The 16,951-nt window shown below is 44.1% G+C and carries 15 protein-coding genes; 11 read left to right on the top strand and 4 right to left on the bottom strand.

The annotated features are described in order from the left end of the window. Window positions 1-56: 56 nt before the first annotated feature. From ispG to ACR64G_RS04135, 6 genes are all read left to right on the top strand, one after another. The gene (ispG, locus tag ACR64G_RS04110) at window positions 57-1,172 is read left to right on the top strand and encodes a flavodoxin-dependent (E)-4-hydroxy-3-methylbut-2-enyl-diphosphate synthase (protein WP_435980254.1); all 1,116 of its coding nucleotides are present in this window, start codon (window positions 57-59) and stop codon (window positions 1,170-1,172) included. A gap of 97 nt (window positions 1,173-1,269) precedes the next feature. Next, entirely contained in the window at window positions 1,270-2,550 is a 1,281-nt protein-coding gene (hisS, locus tag ACR64G_RS04115) for a histidine--tRNA ligase (RefSeq protein WP_435980255.1), read from the top strand. A 114-nt stretch (window positions 2,551-2,664) separates the two neighbouring features. Next, entirely contained in the window at window positions 2,665-3,480 is an 816-nt protein-coding gene (locus ACR64G_RS04120) for a YfgM family protein (protein WP_435980256.1), read from the top strand. 46 nt (window positions 3,481-3,526) lie between these two features. Further along, window positions 3,527-4,720 carry an outer membrane protein assembly factor BamB gene (gene bamB, locus ACR64G_RS04125; protein WP_435980257.1) on the top strand — a complete coding sequence of 398 codons (1,194 nt, stop codon included), beginning with the start codon at window positions 3,527-3,529 and terminating at the stop codon, window positions 4,718-4,720. 187 nt (window positions 4,721-4,907) lie between these two features. Further along, entirely contained in the window at window positions 4,908-6,323 is a 1,416-nt protein-coding gene (gene der, locus ACR64G_RS04130; protein ID WP_435980258.1) for a ribosome biogenesis GTPase Der, read from the top strand. A 186-nt stretch (window positions 6,324-6,509) separates the two neighbouring features. Continuing rightward, window positions 6,510-8,411 (top strand): sensor histidine kinase, encoded by a 1,902-nt coding sequence (locus ACR64G_RS04135; RefSeq protein WP_435980259.1) that lies wholly within the window; start codon window positions 6,510-6,512, stop codon window positions 8,409-8,411. 135 nt (window positions 8,412-8,546) lie between these two features. Here ACR64G_RS04135 and ACR64G_RS04140 read toward each other — a convergent pair whose 3' ends face one another. Further along, complete coding sequence (locus ACR64G_RS04140; protein WP_435980260.1) at window positions 8,547-9,710, bottom strand: D-alanyl-D-alanine carboxypeptidase family protein; 1,164 nt, start codon at window positions 9,708-9,710, stop codon at window positions 8,547-8,549. A gap of 338 nt (window positions 9,711-10,048) precedes the next feature. After that, window positions 10,049-10,480: an MCR_0457 family protein gene (locus ACR64G_RS04145; RefSeq protein WP_435980261.1), complete on the bottom strand. Its 432-nt coding sequence runs from the start codon at window positions 10,478-10,480 to the stop codon at window positions 10,049-10,051. 499 nt (window positions 10,481-10,979) lie between these two features. Here ACR64G_RS04145 and surE point away from each other — a divergent pair, with 499 nt between their 5' ends. The 5 genes from surE to ACR64G_RS04170 all read left to right on the top strand — a co-directional run bounded on the left by surE (window position 10,980) and on the right by ACR64G_RS04170 (window position 15,182). Then, on the top strand, window positions 10,980-11,834 hold the full coding sequence (surE, locus tag ACR64G_RS04150) for a 5'/3'-nucleotidase SurE (protein WP_435980262.1): 855 nt from the start codon (window positions 10,980-10,982) through the stop codon (window positions 11,832-11,834). 182 nt (window positions 11,835-12,016) lie between these two features. Continuing rightward, entirely contained in the window at window positions 12,017-12,799 is a 783-nt protein-coding gene (locus ACR64G_RS04155; protein WP_435980263.1) for a LysM peptidoglycan-binding domain-containing M23 family metallopeptidase, read from the top strand. 37 nt (window positions 12,800-12,836) lie between these two features. Next, entirely contained in the window at window positions 12,837-14,147 is a 1,311-nt protein-coding gene (locus ACR64G_RS04160) for a lytic murein transglycosylase (RefSeq protein WP_435980264.1), read from the top strand. A 124-nt stretch (window positions 14,148-14,271) separates the two neighbouring features. After that, complete coding sequence (locus ACR64G_RS04165; protein ID WP_435980265.1) at window positions 14,272-14,808, top strand: cytochrome b; 537 nt, start codon at window positions 14,272-14,274, stop codon at window positions 14,806-14,808. Between the two features lie 86 nt (window positions 14,809-14,894). Continuing rightward, window positions 14,895-15,182: a DUF4031 domain-containing protein gene (locus tag ACR64G_RS04170; RefSeq protein WP_435980266.1), complete on the top strand. Its 288-nt coding sequence runs from the start codon at window positions 14,895-14,897 to the stop codon at window positions 15,180-15,182. Window positions 15,183-15,280: 98 nt separating this feature from the next. Here ACR64G_RS04170 and ACR64G_RS04175 read toward each other — a convergent pair whose 3' ends face one another. Next, window positions 15,281-15,799, bottom strand: coding sequence for a DUF302 domain-containing protein (locus ACR64G_RS04175; protein WP_435980267.1), 519 nt, complete (start codon window positions 15,797-15,799; stop codon window positions 15,281-15,283). A gap of 276 nt (window positions 15,800-16,075) precedes the next feature. Then, window positions 16,076-16,738 carry a DsbA family oxidoreductase gene (locus ACR64G_RS04180; RefSeq protein ID WP_435980268.1) on the bottom strand — a complete coding sequence of 221 codons (663 nt, stop codon included), beginning with the start codon at window positions 16,736-16,738 and terminating at the stop codon, window positions 16,076-16,078. Between the last annotated feature and the right edge of the window lie 213 nt (window positions 16,739-16,951).

Raw genomic sequence — 16,951 nt, forward strand, 5'->3', positions numbered from 1 at the left:
AGTTAGGCTTAATCAATTGCATTTTTATGCGTTTTGTTCAAATCAAGGATATCTATATGTCAACGCCTGCGCCTATTAACCGCCGCCTTACCAAAAAGATATATGTCGGTGATGTGGCAATCGGTGGTGATGCCCCGATCAGTGTGCAAAGTATGACTAATACGGACACCTGTGATGTGGCAGCTACAGTAGCCCAGATTGAACGCTGCGTTGAAGCAGGCGCTGATCTGATGCGAGTATCAACGCCCACGATGGATACGGTCGAAGCCTTTGGTAAAATTCGCAAACTAGTCACTGTACCACTTATAGCGGACGTGCATTTTGATCATAAAATTGCGTTAGCTGTCGCAGAAGCGGGCGCTGATTGCTTACGTATTAATCCAGGCAACATCGGTAGTGATGCGAAAGTGCGAGAAGTGGTCGCTTGTGCGAGGCATCATAATATTCCTATTCGTATCGGCGTCAATGCAGGTTCGCTAGAAAAAGATATTCAGCGCAAATATACTGAGCCAACGGGCGAGGCGATGCTTGAGTCGGCCATGCGCCATATCGACATATTGGAGCGTCTAAACTTCGATCAATATAAAGTTTCAGTAAAAGCCAGTAATGTGTTCTTGACGATGGACGCTTATCGTTTGATATCCGCGCAAATAGACAATCCTCTACATTTAGGTGTTACAGAAGCTGGGGTATATCGTACGGGCGCTGTCAAGTCAGCGATTGCTCTAGGCGGATTGTTACTCGATGGCATTGGCGATACAATTCGAATATCGCTCGCCGCTGAACCTGAAGAGGAGATCAAAATCGGTTTTGATATCCTAAAGTCACTCAATATCCGCTCAAATGGTGTCAACTTCATTGCCTGTCCGAGTTGCTCGCGTCAGGAGTTCGATGTTATTAGAGTGATGACGGCACTGGAGTCACGTTTAGAGGACATACGCGAGCCGATGAACCTATCGGTCATAGGGTGCAAGGTTAACGGACCAGGTGAGGCCAAAGAAGCAGACATCGGTATCGTTGGCGCTGCGCCCAAATCATTAGTTTACCGTATGGGCGAAAAGAGTCATTTGATCGATACCACTAACCTAGTTGACGAGATCGAGAGCATGGTTCGTGAGCATGCTGATAAGCTAGCAAAGGCACGTGAGAATGAGATTATTCGCGTCAGATAGTTCAAGACTTAAATCTTATAACCTTGAAAGCTGATAAAAAGACTCGTAGTTATAATAAAAATAAAGCATAAATAATGCTTAGGGATATAACCATACCATGATAAAAGCGATTAAAGGATTTAACGATATTTTGCCAGAACAAGCCGCTAAATGGCTACGTCTAGAAGCGGTATTGGCTAATGTGCTAGCTCGATATGGTTACGAGCATATTCGTCTGCCTATCGTTGAGCAGACGGATCTGTTTGCCAGAGCTATTGGCGGTGCCACCGATATCGTTGAAAAAGAGATGTATAGTTTCGCTGACAAGTCTGAGCCGCCGACACCTTTAACTTTGCGTCCTGAAGGTACGGCAGGGGCGGTACGTGCTGTTATCGAGCATAATCTATTGCGCGGTGATGCGCCAAAGCTGTGGTACATAGGGCCGATGTTTCGCTACGAGCGTCCGCAAAAGGGTCGTTATCGTCAGTTTCATCAGCTCGGCGTTGAGAGCTTTGGTAGCACGCTACCTGATGCAGATGCAGAGCTTATTGCTATGACGTACCTTATGTGGCAAGAGCTTGGTCTAAAAGACGAGATGAGATTGCAGCTCAATAGTTTGGGTGAGATCGATGAACGTCACGCTTATCGCGATGCGCTCGTGACTTATTTAACTGATAAACAAGAGCAACTCGACGAGGATAGCAAACGCCGATTGACGACTAATCCGCTGCGTATATTGGACAGTAAAGAAGCTAGCACTCAAGCGCTCTTAAAAGATGCGCCAAAACTGGCGGAGTTTTTGGGTGATGACAGTATTGCTCATTTTGAGCAAGTCAAAGCTTATTTAGATGAGCTGGGTATCCATTACGAGATCAACCCGCATTTGGTACGAGGTCTTGATTATTACAACAAAACTGTTTTTGAATGGGTGACCGACAAGCTTGGTAGTCAGGCAACGGTCTGTGCTGGTGGACGCTATGATGGTCTGATCGGTCAGCTAAAATCCATGGGCAGTGATAAGCCTGCCAAGTCTGAGCCTGGCGTGGGTTTCGCTATGGGCCTTGAGCGCTTATTGCTGCTCATCGAAGCAGTCGCGCCTTTCGATGAGATAGTGGCCTGTGACGTCTTTGTGGCTGCGCATCCTGACGTCTATAGCGCAGGTGTGCGTTTTGCGCAAAATTTGCGTTATGACCGAGCAGACTTGCGAATTAAAATGGCGAGTGCGACTAGTCTAAAAGCACAAATGAAAAAGGCAGACAAGTCGGGTGCTGCATTGACGGTCATTATCGCGCAGCAAGAGCTTGATGAGCAGACCATCAGTATTAAGAATATGCAGACAGGCGAGCAGCAGACAGTCGATCAGAAGTGGCTGTCTAACAAAGAAAATTTTGCGATTTAGCCATGCTTTTAGCAGTATCTTTACTATCATCGATAAAATCAATGATACAAATAAAGGTATTATTACAGTGCTTGTACCACGACATCTTTTAAATATTTTAGTAGGTAAATGATCATGGCATTGAACCCTAATTCACCAAATACTGATAACTCAATGCAAGCTTTGCAAAAGTACGGTGGTAATATTATCACGGTGATTTTGCTCGCATTAGCAGGTTATTTTGGTTGGACGTACTGGCAGAATAATCATGCACGGGTAGATACTGTCGCAGCTGACCAGTACGCTGATATTCAAAGGCTCAATGAAGAGGTCAGTCTGGCGTCACAAAATCCAGATCTAGAAGCAGATGCCTTGAGTGCGATTGCAGATAGTCGTACTCAGCTGGATCAAAGCATCGATACTTTGGTTCAGACTCATGGTGATTCTGTTTATGCTTGGCAAGCGCTGATGATAAAAGCACGTACACAAGCGGATAGTGATGACTTTAAGGGCGCAAGTGAAACCTTACAAAAGGCGCTCGCTATTGATCTTGGTGATGCAGGTCTCAAAGCGATTACACAATTGCGTTACGCTGAGACGTTGCTCGCTATGGGTGACGCAGATGGTGCACTAGCTGAAGCTAATAACGATCTACCTAGTTCATTCGAAGCCAGTCAACAAGAGCTATTGGGGGACATCTATCAGGCTCAAAACAAGCAAGATGCCGCTATTCTAGCCTACAATAATGCTTGGGAGTTGTTACGAGAGCGTAAGGAGATTCGTTCAGTATTGGCATTGAAAATGGAGAGCTTAGGGATAGTACCTGAGCCAATCAGTGAGCAAGCAAGTTTGGTTCAAGCCTCTACCACTCAGCCAACAGCAATAGAGACCGATCCTAACGCGAATGAACCTAATGTAGTCGTTGACACGCCTACCGAGAATACACCATAAATTTGATGCTTATTTATTTATCATTCACTCGTAGTGAGAACCTATAATGACTCAATCTATTCGCTCCAAAAGCACTATCAAAAAGACCATTATGAACGTAGCGGTATTGGCGCTCATGTCTACTGCTGTCGCTGGATGTAACCGCGGTATCAAGCCTATCGTCAATGATCCGGTCAAACTGGTTCAAATTGCTCAGCCTATTAGTGTGCTACAACCTGTCTTTAGTGTCGATGTTGGCAACAAAAAAGCCAGCAAAAAAGATCCACTTAGCATACAGGTCGGCTATGACAATGGCCAAATAGTCACAGCCTCACGTGGCGGCGACCTAATGGGATTTGACAAGGCTGGACAGCGTTTATGGTCAGTGAATGTCGGTGATGAGATCACAGGTGGCGTAGCTTTAGATGCGTTTAGTCAGACCGCTGTAGTCAGTACTCGCAGCGGACGAGTTCTAGCCTATGATAGTATGACGGGCGCTAGGCGCTGGCAGCAGCAACTATCGGGATCAGTACTGACGCCTGCACTCATTACGAACAACAGAGTCGTCTTGTCTGCTAATGATGGATTTTTGCATGGGCTTGCACTTCAATCAGGTCAGTCTATTTGGCAGTTTGCTACCCAAGTTTCTGCTATTAGCATTCGTGGTACAGCTGTGCCAACCTCGCTAGATGACAAGACAGCACTACTAGCGACTGCTGATGGTCGCTTGCATGCTATCACTACTGATAGTGGTCTACCGCAGTGGTCGCGACGTATCGGCGTTGGTACAGGTAGCAGTGAAGTTGAGCGCATGAGTGATGTCGATGGCATGCCCATAGTCGATAATGACCAGCTCTTTGCCATCAGCTATAGCGGTCAGCTCCTTGGCGTTGATTTGGCATCAAAGCAAGTCATGTATTTGAACGATATTGCAAGTCTTAGGTCTTTGGCTGTGAACAATCAGCAAGTGATCGCAACCAGCTTGGCAGGAAAAGTAGCCGCTTATGATCGAAATAGTGGCGAGACGCTGTGGGAGAGTGACGAGCTGGCTTATCGTGAACTGACCAATCCTGTGATGATAGGTAACTATATTGCGATCGGCGACTTGGACGGGGTAGTGCATCTGTTCAACCCAGCGACGGGCGCTATTGTTAGCCGTGTACAGACTAAGGGCGCACTAACGACTTTGCAAACTCAAAATAATCGTTTGTTAACTCAAAGTACAACAGGTCAAGTCGCTATCTGGCAACTGGCACAATAATTGCCCTTGTTATCCTTTATCATTATTAATTTTTATAGGCATTAGACGCTGCTTAATCAGTGTTTAATGCCTTTATTATTCGTTAATTATCCTCCACTAACTAAAGCTTGCGATAATACAAAGCGTATTTGCTTTTATTATGGTTCGCTACTGTGCTAACTTTAAAGCACACAATAGAGAGTATCGCATGAGTATCAAACCTGTGGTCGCCTTAATTGGTCGCCCAAACGTCGGTAAATCCACCTTATTTAACCAGTTCACAAAAAGTCGCCAAGCCTTGGTTGCCGATCTATCAGGTCTCACCCGCGATCGTCAATATGGTGATGCAAGGTACGAAGATAAGTCGTTTATCGTCGTCGATACAGGCGGTATTGGTGAAGCAGATGATGGTAGCGGGAACATCGATGACTATATGTCTGAGCAGTCGCACACGGCGATACACGAGGCAGATATTGTCGTATTCGTCGTTGATGCCCGCGCAGGTATGATTGGCGCTGATGCTGAAATTGGCAAGTTTTTGCATACTTTGGGTAAGCCCGTCTACGTCGTTGCCAATAAAGTAGACGGCGCTCACGATTCAGCGCCCGCTGAATTTTATGCGTTAGGACTAGGCGAGCCTTATCCTATGGCGGCAAGTCACGGGCGCGGCGTTGGAAATCTGCTGGAAGTCATTACCGCCGATATGCCGGAGGACGGTCATGCTCAAGAGCCTGATGGCCTCAAATTAGCAATAATTGGTCGACCCAATGTCGGTAAATCAACACTGGTCAATCGGTTACTAGGTGAAGATCGTGTCGTTGTCTTTGACATGCCAGGTACGACACGCGATAGTATCTATATCCCTTATCAGCGCGATGGCAAAGACTATGTGCTGATCGATACCGCAGGTGTTCGTCGCCGTGGCAAAATTGATGAAAAGGTAGAGAAATTCTCAGTCATCAAAACCTTGCAAGCGATCAAAGACTCGAACGTGACGGTCATTGTCATCGACGCTCAAGAAGGCATCGTTGATCAAGATCTACATATGATCGGCTATGCGCTCGATGCTGGCCGCGCTCTAATCGTCGCTATCAACAAGTGGGACGGTCTGACTCAAGACCAAAAAGACTATATTAAGATTGAGATGGATCGTCGTTTTAACTTTATCCCTTATGTCAAAGTCCATCTAATATCTGCCCTACACGGCACAGGAGTCGGTAACCTATATCCCTCAATTCGCCGCGCTTATGAGTCCTCGATGTTTGAGGTGTCAACCAATCGTTTGACGCAAATACTACAAGACGCGGTAACCGCAAACCCGCCGCCCGCAATCGGTGGACGCCGAATCAAGTTGCGCTACGCCCATATTGGTGGGCATAATCCGCCCGTTATTGTCATCCACGGTAATCAAACAGGATCGCTACCAAAGAGTTATCAGCGCTACCTCGAAAACCAGTTTCGTCAAGTATTCAAGTTAGAGGGCACGCCTCTCAACGTCGTCTTTAAGCTGAACGAAAACCCATACGCTCACAAGAGCAATACGCCAACTAAGGCAAAGGCGCAACAACTGCGTCAGCGCAAACAACGCAAAAAGTTCACTAAAGGGGATAAAAGAGATCGATGATGCTATCTTTAAGATAGAGCTATGACTTTATTCGGTTCTATTTTTTATTCGGTTCTATAAAGTCTCGATTATTTGTCGAACCTCTAAAAGGCTGATTTATCTTTGTCAGTGAGCCTAATTGCGAGTAGTATGAATAGAATGATAGGTATTTTGATAACTATGGACGTTCAACACTAGTGACGCAATATGAAAAACCGTTCACAAAGGACTCTCTCTACTATTGCTTGGAGTGCTGTTATACAGGTCACTCTAGTGACTGTATTGACTGGGTTTTTATTATCTGTCGTTTATGGTTTGATTTACCACTATCAACAAAAAAAGCAACATGTTGAGCAACTAGCAGCGATATTGACAACCAGCGCTTCGACGCCAGAGGGCGCAGACATTGTGGGCGATCAGGTCAGTATAGTGCTAGGTAATGAGCCAAGTATACAAAGCATACTATTTTATTCAACCACAGACTCTATTGCCGATAGCGCAAAAGAGCAGAATAAAGAGACCCGCAGTGACTGGCGTAACGCCTTGTTTTCTAGTACTGCTAGTTTTAACTATCCAGTTATTAGTCGAGATATTGTAAGCCACGATGCTACAAATCGTTTTGTAGACGATAATACTATAGAGAGTCAAGACACTGGTAGCTTAGTCGGCTACCTTAACATCACCCTTGATACCGCTCAAATCCGTAAATACTGGCTAAAAGAGAACTTGTTATTATGGTTCTTTATTGTCGGATTGAGCGTCGTTTGGGTCATGTTTATACTTCGCAAAATAAATTGGTTCATCAAAGACGTGGCCACTTTAACGGATGTCTTTAAGCTGGTGGTCGAAAACCCAGACCTTGAGCAGCTACCCGTCACCAAACAACGCCTTGAATTTAAAGAGCTGATGCAAGCTAAACATGCTTTTATTACTTTGTTTGAGCGTCTCAAAAATAGCAAGCGCGATTATAACGAGCTGGCAGTTTTAGAGCAGCAGCTACACAATAAAGATCTATCTCTAAACCTGCAACGCCATACGTTTCAGAGCATGATTAATCATGAACTAAAGACCTCATTGAACGCTATCGTAGGGGGATTGCAGTTACTCGACACTCAGCAATTGAATACTGAGCAAAGAGATACGACAGCCATTATCAATAAAGGCGCGCAGCAGCTAGTCATCATGCTAGATCAAATCATGCTACTCAATCAGATCGATAAAGGTCAAATTAACGTTGAAATACATGAATTTAATCCTTTAGAGGTCATCGCAGATCTTCTCGCAAAGTATGAGCCTATCGCTCAGCGAAAAGGTCTGACACTAGTGAGCCATGTACATCATATCGATTATTCGTTGCAAGGGGATACTAGCAAAATCAAACAGATGGTATCGACACTATTAGAAAACGCAATAAAGTTCACATCAGTCGGTGAAATAACGCTGCAATCGCAGCTCACTCATTTTGATCGAAGTAACCGCTGGCAGATCGGTATCAAAGATACAGGTATAGGTATAAATACCAATGATATCAATGATATATTTAACCCGTTCTTTCAAGCAGATTCATCGCAAACGCGTCAGTATGAAGGCTCTGGTATCGGTCTTACTGTGGTCAGACAACTAGCGCAGCTGATCGGTGCGACTGTCGAAGTCGACAGTACGCCCGATATCGGTAGTCAATTTACACTGACTATTCCTATGAGTAGTCAGCGACATACCGAGCAGCAATCCATGCTCAGCGGACTAACCATTATTTACTATTACTACCGAGAAAAAGGCTCTCTAGCTGACAAGCTTGAACAGTTAGGCGCTCGCGTTCATTATCATCAGTACAATAAATCTGTCATTGGACAGATGAGTGTCAAAAAAGTAGATATGGTGATGTGCGCTGAAGATGTGCATCTAAGTAGAGTGGCGTCACTAGCCAAATCTATTCGTCAATACGAAGAGGCTCATCGCACACTGATTGTTTACTGGTATCCTGCGCAGCAAAAGATGTATTTAGATAGCTTTGAGCATGGACTAAAAGCAGTAGGCGTGGATTATTGTCATGGGGCAGATATTGATAACAAGACCCTTATCAAACAGCTAAAAAAATGGCTAATATAGATACAGCTTGCACTTAGGCATAGTAGATATTCATAAGTAGGCAGTGCTAGGGTAGTTTATTCGGGAAACTTTAATATTTGGTACAAAAAAAGACGCCTGAATAATAGGCGTCTTTTTATTAAAAAGCTTCAAGAATTAAAACAAATTTTGCGCCCAGCGTACCACGTGTTGCCACATCCGGCTTACAAAGCCTGATTTTTCGACTGCACTTGTCGCGATAATAGGCACAGAGGCGACCGCTTTACCGTCAATAACCGCCATCATCTTACCAATCTCTTGTCCTTTAGCGATAGGAGCCTCTAGGCTTTCAGGTATATCGACAACCGTAGTAATCTTGTTCTTTTGCGTTTTTGTAGTCAAGATCTGTAGATTGTCAGCCGTTGCTAGCTCGACCTCTTCAGCTTGCCCAAACCATACTGGCACTTTACTCACGAACTGACCTGACGGCGCTTTGGTAACGGTCGTAAAATGACCATAGCCCCAATTGAGAAGTTCGCGAGACTGATCCGCTCGTGCCTGCTGGCTCTCTGTACCCATGATGACAGAGATCAGACGCATGCCGTCACGATCACTAGAGGCTACCAAACAGTAACCTGCCGCCTCGGTATGACCTGTTTTTAGACCATCAACCGTAGAGTCTGTAGCGAGTAGCGCGTTACGATTGCCTTGAGTGATACCATTGTAAGTAAACTCTTTTTCGGCATAGATGTCATAGTACTCGCCGCTATTTTTGATGATAGCGCGGGCAAGTTTCGCCAGATCCATCGCTGAGGCGTAGTGCCCATCATCTGGCATACCAGTGGAGTTGACGAAGTTGGTATTATCCATACCTAACTTTTGCGCTTGTTCGTTCATTAAGATTGCAAAAGAGGATTCGCTACCTGCGATATGCTCAGCCATCGCTTTTGAGGCGTCATTACCTGATTGAATAATGATCCCGCGTAGCATATCGATGACGCTTGCGGTCTTGTTCACAGGAACATACATACAAGATTGGCTACTGCTACCGCGGCACCAAGCATTCTCACTCATCAAGACTTGATCATCTTCGCTTAAATCATTTGAGGCTAGACGCTGCTCAATGATATAACTGGTCATCATTTTGGTCAAAGAAGCAGGTGGCAGGGGTTGATTGGCATTTTTTTGTGCCAAGATCTCGCCTGTATTGTAGTCCATTAACACATAAGCTGTATTATCCATCTCAGGCGCTTGAACAGCGGCGCCTGCCATCACCGCACTCATAGAGACGCTTGCAACCATAAGCTGAATCAGTTGTTTTTTTACCTGCTTTACTATCATAAATCGTTACACCGCATCATAAAACCAAATGTATCTATCGCATGAGAAAAGGTTTGATTATCAATCAAACGGCTTGCTTTGATACTCAGTATCTTGTGTTCTCTAGAGCTTACTAAGTGAGTATCGAACAAGTACAGCATTGCTTAAGCGATGGACATAAAAATAACGCCTTATCTTAGCAAAATGCTTGACGATGGGGAATCGATAAATGCAATTAAATAAGACCATGAAATATAGAAAAACTCAGATAATAAAAAACTTACTATGACTGATTACCAAAGGCGGATAAGTCATAGTAAGTTTTATTGAGTATTGCAAGCTTAAACTACCAGTACAATTTAAATAGCCGCGTTAGCCAAGTCTTCACACAGGGCTTTATTTTCTTGTCTAGAAAACCCCATCGTCCAACTGCGAATGCCCTGCAAGATTTGGCGATAGTCTTGTTGAGTAGATAAGTACTGAATAGCTGCTTTTGGGTCTTCTAGCGAAGGCATCAATTCATGAAGCTGTACATTGTATGATTTATAAAAGCGCTGTTTTTGCTTACCGTTCAACATCGGCGGGCATATCTCTGAAAGTACTTGCATGACCGCAATCTCATGCTTAGTAATATTCATACCAGACATATCTAGCGGAATAGTTGTAGAGCTATCCGCAGCAGTAGACACAGAAGACAGCAAGAACGCAGACGCGATAGCACTTGCAAAACCGACCTTTGACACTGTTTTTTTCAGAGTAGAAGCTGTAGATAATATCGATTGATTCTTCATTCAGTATTACGCTCGCTTATAGTGATTTGATGATGATATGGTAATAGTTAAAAAAACAAAAGTCACATTAAATCTTCGCTTGTGTGTAGATATATTGTGAGCTTAGCTAAGATTACAGCAACATAAAGACAATATGAGTAGCTAAGTTACATCAAGATATAAAGATAACTGATTACTGTTGTCAATTATCACTCATTGTAACGCATTTCGATGAAGTAGGGGCGAGTGCTTTGTGCAAATAGACTGGCAAAACAAAAACTTAGACGCTAAGAGAGGAGTTAAGATTGCTTGTTGCATAGAGGTATATTTTAACTTTTGTGCATTTATAAATAGTATAAGTTGTCTACTTTTTGGTTTTTCAAAGCCATTGCGAGCTTAGCAACAAAAGCGTAATGTACAAAGGTTATGATAATCCTCTACTATCTTGACTCAAAAGCAGTCGCGGATACGCTCCATTATCCACTATATAATATAGCCACTACAACTATAATGAGTGTCAATGAGATTCTTAATTAGTAATGATGACGGGGTACATGCGCCAGGATTACTCGCATTATACCAAGCACTATCGACTATAGGAGAGGTGATCGTCGTCGCCCCACATGCTGAGCAAAGCGGTACAGGTAGTGCTCTGACTATCACACATCCTCTACATACTCATACGTTACCCTCTGGGTTTGTCGCTGTAAATGGTTCACCCGCTGATTGCATTTACTTGGCGTTGAATGAGTTATATGCTGATTTCTCCTTTGATTGTGTGATAACAGGGATTAATTCAGGGGCGAATCTAGGACAGGACGTACTATATTCAGGAACTTTTGGTGCAGCTCTTACCGCCCAGCTCTTTGGTGTACCTGCTATTGCAACCTCTCTAGTCGACGGCGCTCATACTATTCAAAGCAGCGATCTTCAGAACAGTAGTCTTCAAAATAGTAATCCTAGTTATGAGATGGCAGCCAACGAAATCGTCAAGCTGTTGACTCAAACCACGATAATTGAAACCTGTAAAAGTTTGCCCTATCACGTATTAAACGTTAATATTCCTAATGTAAAAAATGCAGATGAGATCCAAGGTCGCAAAATCACGCGTCTGGGTCATAGTAAAATTGCGCAGCCTGTACGTCATATGGTTGATCCACGCGAACGTGATGCTTACTGGCTCTCTTTGCGCAAAGATAATGTGCAAAACGACGATCAAGCGTTTCTATGTACTGACTTTAACCAGAACATTTACACCGATATACAAGCGATAGCGGCAGGATATATCAGCGTGTCACCAGTCAGACTACATCATACTCCTGATGCTGCGTTAAGTAGGTGCCAAGCGCTTGAGAGCGAAAAGAGCAGTCAGTAATAAAGTGCTAGATAGGGCATTACACTGCTCAGTAGCACAGCTGGCGACATAATAAAAATTATTAAGATAAAGACAGTCTTTATTTATTGGTTATTACCTACTAGACTCTATTCTTCAAAAATATTAAATACCTAATAATGGCAACTTTGTTTGTCAGTCACATCATTGATAGGAAACCTTGTATGAAAAAGCTTACGATGAGATCGCAATTAGTGACCACTGCTTTGATAGGGTCGCTAGCGATAGCTATGGCCAGCTGCGCAACAAAACCTGCTTATCAACCTACCAGTCAAAGTGGTCCTAAAGTGATGACTAACGCGCAGGGCGTTCCTAATTATCATCTGGTCAAACGCGGGGATACGGTTAGTGATATTGCGGAGCGCTATCGTTTAAATTATCGTCAAGTAGGCGCGATGAATGGCTTGGACAGCAAATATACAATCTATAGTGGTCAGTGGCTCAAGCTGTGGGAAGGTACGCCAGCTGCTACTAGTCGTCCAACACAGCAGCCGACCTATAGACCACCTATCAACAACGCGCCTGTTACTCAAAGTCCGGTAATACAAAGCCCAGTCAATAATCCTACTGCCAATTCGGCGTCAAACTATGGGTATCCTAGTCCCAATCAAGTGATACGTAATTTTGATGCACAAGCGGGTAATATGGGGATGTGGTTTGCAGGTCAAGAAGGTGATCCAGTGATCGCAAGCCAGGCAGGTACGGTACTATACTCCGGTAATGGACTGCCTGAATATGGCAATTTGATTATGATTCGTCATAGTGATAACTATATAACGGCGTATGCGCATAACAGCCAGCTTCTGGTAAAAGAAGGCGATCAAGTGCAGCGCGCGCAGCGTATTGCTAACATGGGCCGCAGCGGTCAAACCGATCAGGTGGCCTTAGAGTTCCAAGTACGTCTAAATGGTAACCCTATCGATCCACGTGCGGTATTAGCGCGCTAATGGCATGCTCTAACATTCACGATATTTGAGAATTTTTATGATAGTAAAAAAACAATATGCTGCTTTGCTCCCCGCGCTTTTCTTTATTGGCTGTACAAGCCAGCAAGCCATGCAACAGCCCAGTAATTCGGTACCGGTACGTCAAGGTAATGTCGATATCACCCAGACGCAAACCATTCAAATAAAACCCGCTCCAGTTGTTGTGACGCCAGCGCCGCAGCCTGTTAAACCTAGCTATCGAAGCTTTTCAGATTGGAAGTCGGACTTTTCTATGCGGGCCATGTCATCAGGCTACAACAGTTATGATGTGCAGCGTTTGCTAGCTTCTGCCAATTTAAATCAGCAAGTCATCTCCTTGGATTCAGGGCAGCCTGAGTTCTCAAAGATGCCATGGGAATACGTTGATTCTGCGGTATCAGATGGCAGGGTAAGCACAGGTAAACGTAAGTACTCTGAGCAGCGTTCGTTTCTGTCACAGTTAGAGTCCAGATATGGCGTGAATGCTGAGATTATCGCCGCTATCTGGGGCATGGAGTCCTCATATGGTGTGGTTACAGGTAACAGCTATATCCCAAGCTCGCTTGCCAGCCTAGCTTACGATGGTCGCCGTCAGGAATTCGCTGAAAATCAATTATTGGCCTTGATGACCCTGCTACAACGCGGTGATGTGTCTTGGTCGCAGCTCGATGGCTCTTGGGCCGGCGGCATGGGGCAGACGCAATTTATCCCTGATACGTGGCTCAAGCATGGTGTGGATGGTGATAATAATGGTAGTCGTAATCCTTGGGCGACAGGGGATGCATTAGCCTCTACGGCCAACTATCTAAACAGTTCAGGCTGGGTACGTGGTCTTGCGCCCTTTTATGAGGCGACAATACCAGCTGCATTTGATTACTCTTTGGTAGGGACTAAGCAATCAGCGGCTAGATGGGCGTCGTTAGGGATTGATACCTTAGATGATGTGGCTTTGGATGCCAATACTCAGATGGAGTTATGGCTTCCTGCGGGCAAAGATGGTCCTACGCTGCTACTGAGTCCTAACTTTGACGTTATCAAGGTCTATAATAATTCGTCAAGCTACGCACTTGGCGTAAGCTTGCTTGGCAAATCACTCGCAGGACAAGGCGGCCTACAAAAATCATGGCCTCGCTATGAGCGTCCATTATCTACAGTACAAGTGACCAATTTGCAACGTCGTTTGACCAGCTCAGGTTATGATACTAAGGGTACTGATGGTATCGTTGGTACCAATACCCGTAACGCCTTCCAGCGCTGGCAGGCAGCCAACGGTCAGACGCCAGACGGTTTTATTACGCAGCGCAGTGCCTCTTCGTTAGCGTCATGGTGAAGCGATCTGCTCACGCCATTTTTTATTAGCACCTACTGGCGGCGTCAGCAAACAGACTTTTAGGGACAAAGACCTTTGGGTAAATGCCTTTTGGGAACTATTACACTATTTTGATAGGTAAAATATGAACCAAGCTCAACCTACCGCGACTTATGTCAATAAATGGTCTGCGATTAGTCGCCTTTTTCATTGGGTCAGCGCCTTGCTACTGCTCGTCACTTGGATCATGATTTTCACTTATGAGAATACCGATGATTCATTTTATATAGGCCTTCATAAAGCCTTTGGTATTAGCTTGCTGCTATGGATGATAGCGCGAGTTATTAGTCGCGTATTTATCAAGGCGCCGCCGCCTGTTCCTATGCCTAAGTGGCAACAGATGATATCTAAGCTAAGTCATTTTGCGCTCTATGCCTTATTGATCGCGATGCCTACGGCAGGACTGCTTATGTCCGTGTATGGCGGGCGGGCAGTGAGTATGTTTGGCTTGTTTGAGATTCCAGTGTTTGTGACGCCGGATCGCGGTCTGGCACGTCTCTTTAATGATGTACATACCGATATTATTTGGAACTTAATTTTGGTATTTACCGCTTTGCATATTGCAGCGGCGCTCTATCATCAGTTCATAAAAAAAGACAAGCTCATTAACCGTATGATGTAACTGATTACTATAGAATACATAAATTGTTAATACTGATTGGGCTTAGAGCAAATAAGCCAATAAAATAATATTGGAGGGTAATCAATATGGCAATATATGTAGATTTTGTCTGTATAGAATTTAAAGGTTACAGATGGTGTCATATGCTAGCAGATACTCTACAAGAGTTGCATGATTTTGCCGCACTGATTGAAGTGGATAAGCGCCTATTTCACCGTAATGCCAGTTATCCGCATTATGATGTCACTGTACAAATGCGAGAGACAGCGATTGAGTATGGTGCCATTGCTGCCGATAGAAAAAAGATAATCGAATGCGCAAAGAAGCTTAAGGTGGAGTTACACGAGCAAGTAGCACAATCTGAAAACTACTAATAAGTTAATTTTCTAAAAATTTAAAAAAGGTGGGATATGCTGTTGCTACCCACCTTTTTATTGCTTCAAATTCGACTGTTTTAAATTTCTACTGATAGCTACTTTGCGGTAGCGGCTCTACTGATACCATCAAGGGCTTTTGCGATGTTCACTAACTGGGTATCACACTCTTTTATATTGTGACGGTCTTTTAAATAATCAGGATTATTATAGGACAACCATACTCTCTGCTGCGCGTCTTCACTCATTAAGATTTTTTGCGGTAAGTCGATGGCGACACTTTGCTCGCATTGCATCAGGGGCGTACCCGCTTTCGGATTACCAAACACAATAACTTGTGTGGGTCGTAGTGCTAAGCCTACACCTTGCGCATTTTTTTGATGATCGATGCGAGCAAATACTGTCATGCCTTTGCTTTCAATAAGTGCTGCTAGTTTATCAGCGGTGTCTTGGACGGAATGATTACTTTGCATTGTGATCAAACCTTTTTCGGCATTGATAGCAGTCATCGTTTTTGGTGTTGATTGCATGTTGTCCGGCGCATTCAATATATTTTCAACACTAGCGCAAGCGGACAAAGCTAAAGCTAGGGCCGCGATAGAGAGAGTCTTGATCATAAAAAAGTCCTTTTAATGATTAAAGTTGTGGCGAATGTGCTCTCACTGTTATGCATAAGACGCGTTATGATTGAAACATATTCAAAACTAATTAGCTACTATGCCAGCTGATGAAGAAGGTAAGAGTACTCGTACGGTGGTTCATTTTTATGAATTAATCTTAAACACACAGGTGATGAGTCTAGTTTTATAAAATTGAAAAGCTAAAATGCCGCCTCTATTGGGAAGATTGGGAAGCGGCATTTTAGTAGGGGTTACTATAAGACGGTTATCAGTTTAATCTGGCATATCGGCCAATTGCTTTATAATACTCGTAAAATTTTCCTCGCCTTGTGCGCCACTGACCAGATGTCGCTCATTGAATATGACCGCAGGAACACTTTGGATACCTTGCTGCTGCCAATGTTGTTCAGCCTGTCGTACTTCTTTGGCAAAACGCTGGTCTTCTAATACAGCTAGCGCTTCACTACGATCAAGCCCAATCTCTGCGGCGATATCAGCAAGCACGGTAATATCAGAGATGTTGCGACCGTCAGTGAAGTGAGCGGCGAACAAGGCCTGTTTTAACTCGTGCATATGTCCTTGTATCTCTGCCCAGTGCAATAGTTGATGCAAATCAAACGTATTGTGCATACGGGTGTCGTCATCGAAGTTGAATTCAAAGCCAACGTCATGACCTGCCTGAGTCATCGCCTCTCGGCTAGCATCAGATTGCGCTTTGGTGGAGCCGTATTTTTCTATAATATGCTCACGCAAGTTCTGACCTTCGCTTGGCATATTAGGGTTGAGCTCAAACGGATGCCAGTGTATCTCGTGCTCGGTATTGGTTTGTTCAAGTGCTTTTGCCAGTTGTCGATAGCCAATAACGCACCAGGGACAGACGACGTCAGAGACGATGTCTATACGTAGCGGTTGAACTTGAGTGTTTAAATTACTCATAATGATTTTCCAATGTTATGTTTATAAAGGTAAGTCGGTATCTTTATTCTATGGCGTTTGTTCTCATCAAAAACAAGACGTTTTTTTTAACCATTAGTCAGCATGTAAACCTAAATAATTTCAAGTAATGTTTAATGTGCTAAGCATCCCCAAAGTACTCATAAACTTGGTAGACTCTAGACATACCTTACTTTTATTTAATCTTAGGGGCAG

Source organism: Psychrobacter sp. DM4 (genome assembly GCF_051307035.1).
Classification (GTDB): Bacteria; Pseudomonadota; Gammaproteobacteria; order Pseudomonadales; family Moraxellaceae; genus Psychrobacter.

Coding starts and splice junctions, on each gene's coding strand:
- ACR64G_RS04155 (WP_435980263.1), top strand. CDS start 12,017: ATGAAAAAGCTTACGATGAGATCGCAATTAGTGACCACTGCTTTGATA.
- ACR64G_RS04160 (WP_435980264.1), top strand. CDS start 12,837: ATGATAGTAAAAAAACAATATGCTGCTTTGCTCCCCGCGCTTTTCTTT.
- hisS (WP_435980255.1), top strand. CDS start 1,270: ATGATAAAAGCGATTAAAGGATTTAACGATATTTTGCCAGAACAAGCC.
- surE (WP_435980262.1), top strand. CDS start 10,980: ATGAGATTCTTAATTAGTAATGATGACGGGGTACATGCGCCAGGATTA.
- ACR64G_RS04175 (WP_435980267.1), bottom strand. CDS start 15,799: ATGATCAAGACTCTCTCTATCGCGGCCCTAGCTTTAGCTTTGTCCGCT.
- bamB (WP_435980257.1), top strand. CDS start 3,527: ATGACTCAATCTATTCGCTCCAAAAGCACTATCAAAAAGACCATTATG.
- der (WP_435980258.1), top strand. CDS start 4,908: ATGAGTATCAAACCTGTGGTCGCCTTAATTGGTCGCCCAAACGTCGGT.
- ACR64G_RS04180 (WP_435980268.1), bottom strand. CDS start 16,738: ATGAGTAATTTAAACACTCAAGTTCAACCGCTACGTATAGACATCGTC.
- ACR64G_RS04135 (WP_435980259.1), top strand. CDS start 6,510: ATGAAAAACCGTTCACAAAGGACTCTCTCTACTATTGCTTGGAGTGCT.
- ACR64G_RS04140 (WP_435980260.1), bottom strand. CDS start 9,710: ATGATAGTAAAGCAGGTAAAAAAACAACTGATTCAGCTTATGGTTGCA.
- ACR64G_RS04120 (WP_435980256.1), top strand. CDS start 2,665: ATGGCATTGAACCCTAATTCACCAAATACTGATAACTCAATGCAAGCT.
- ACR64G_RS04145 (WP_435980261.1), bottom strand. CDS start 10,480: ATGAAGAATCAATCGATATTATCTACAGCTTCTACTCTGAAAAAAACA.
- ACR64G_RS04165 (WP_435980265.1), top strand. CDS start 14,272: ATGAACCAAGCTCAACCTACCGCGACTTATGTCAATAAATGGTCTGCG.
- ispG (WP_435980254.1), top strand. CDS start 57: ATGTCAACGCCTGCGCCTATTAACCGCCGCCTTACCAAAAAGATATAT.
- ACR64G_RS04170 (WP_435980266.1), top strand. CDS start 14,895: ATGGCAATATATGTAGATTTTGTCTGTATAGAATTTAAAGGTTACAGA.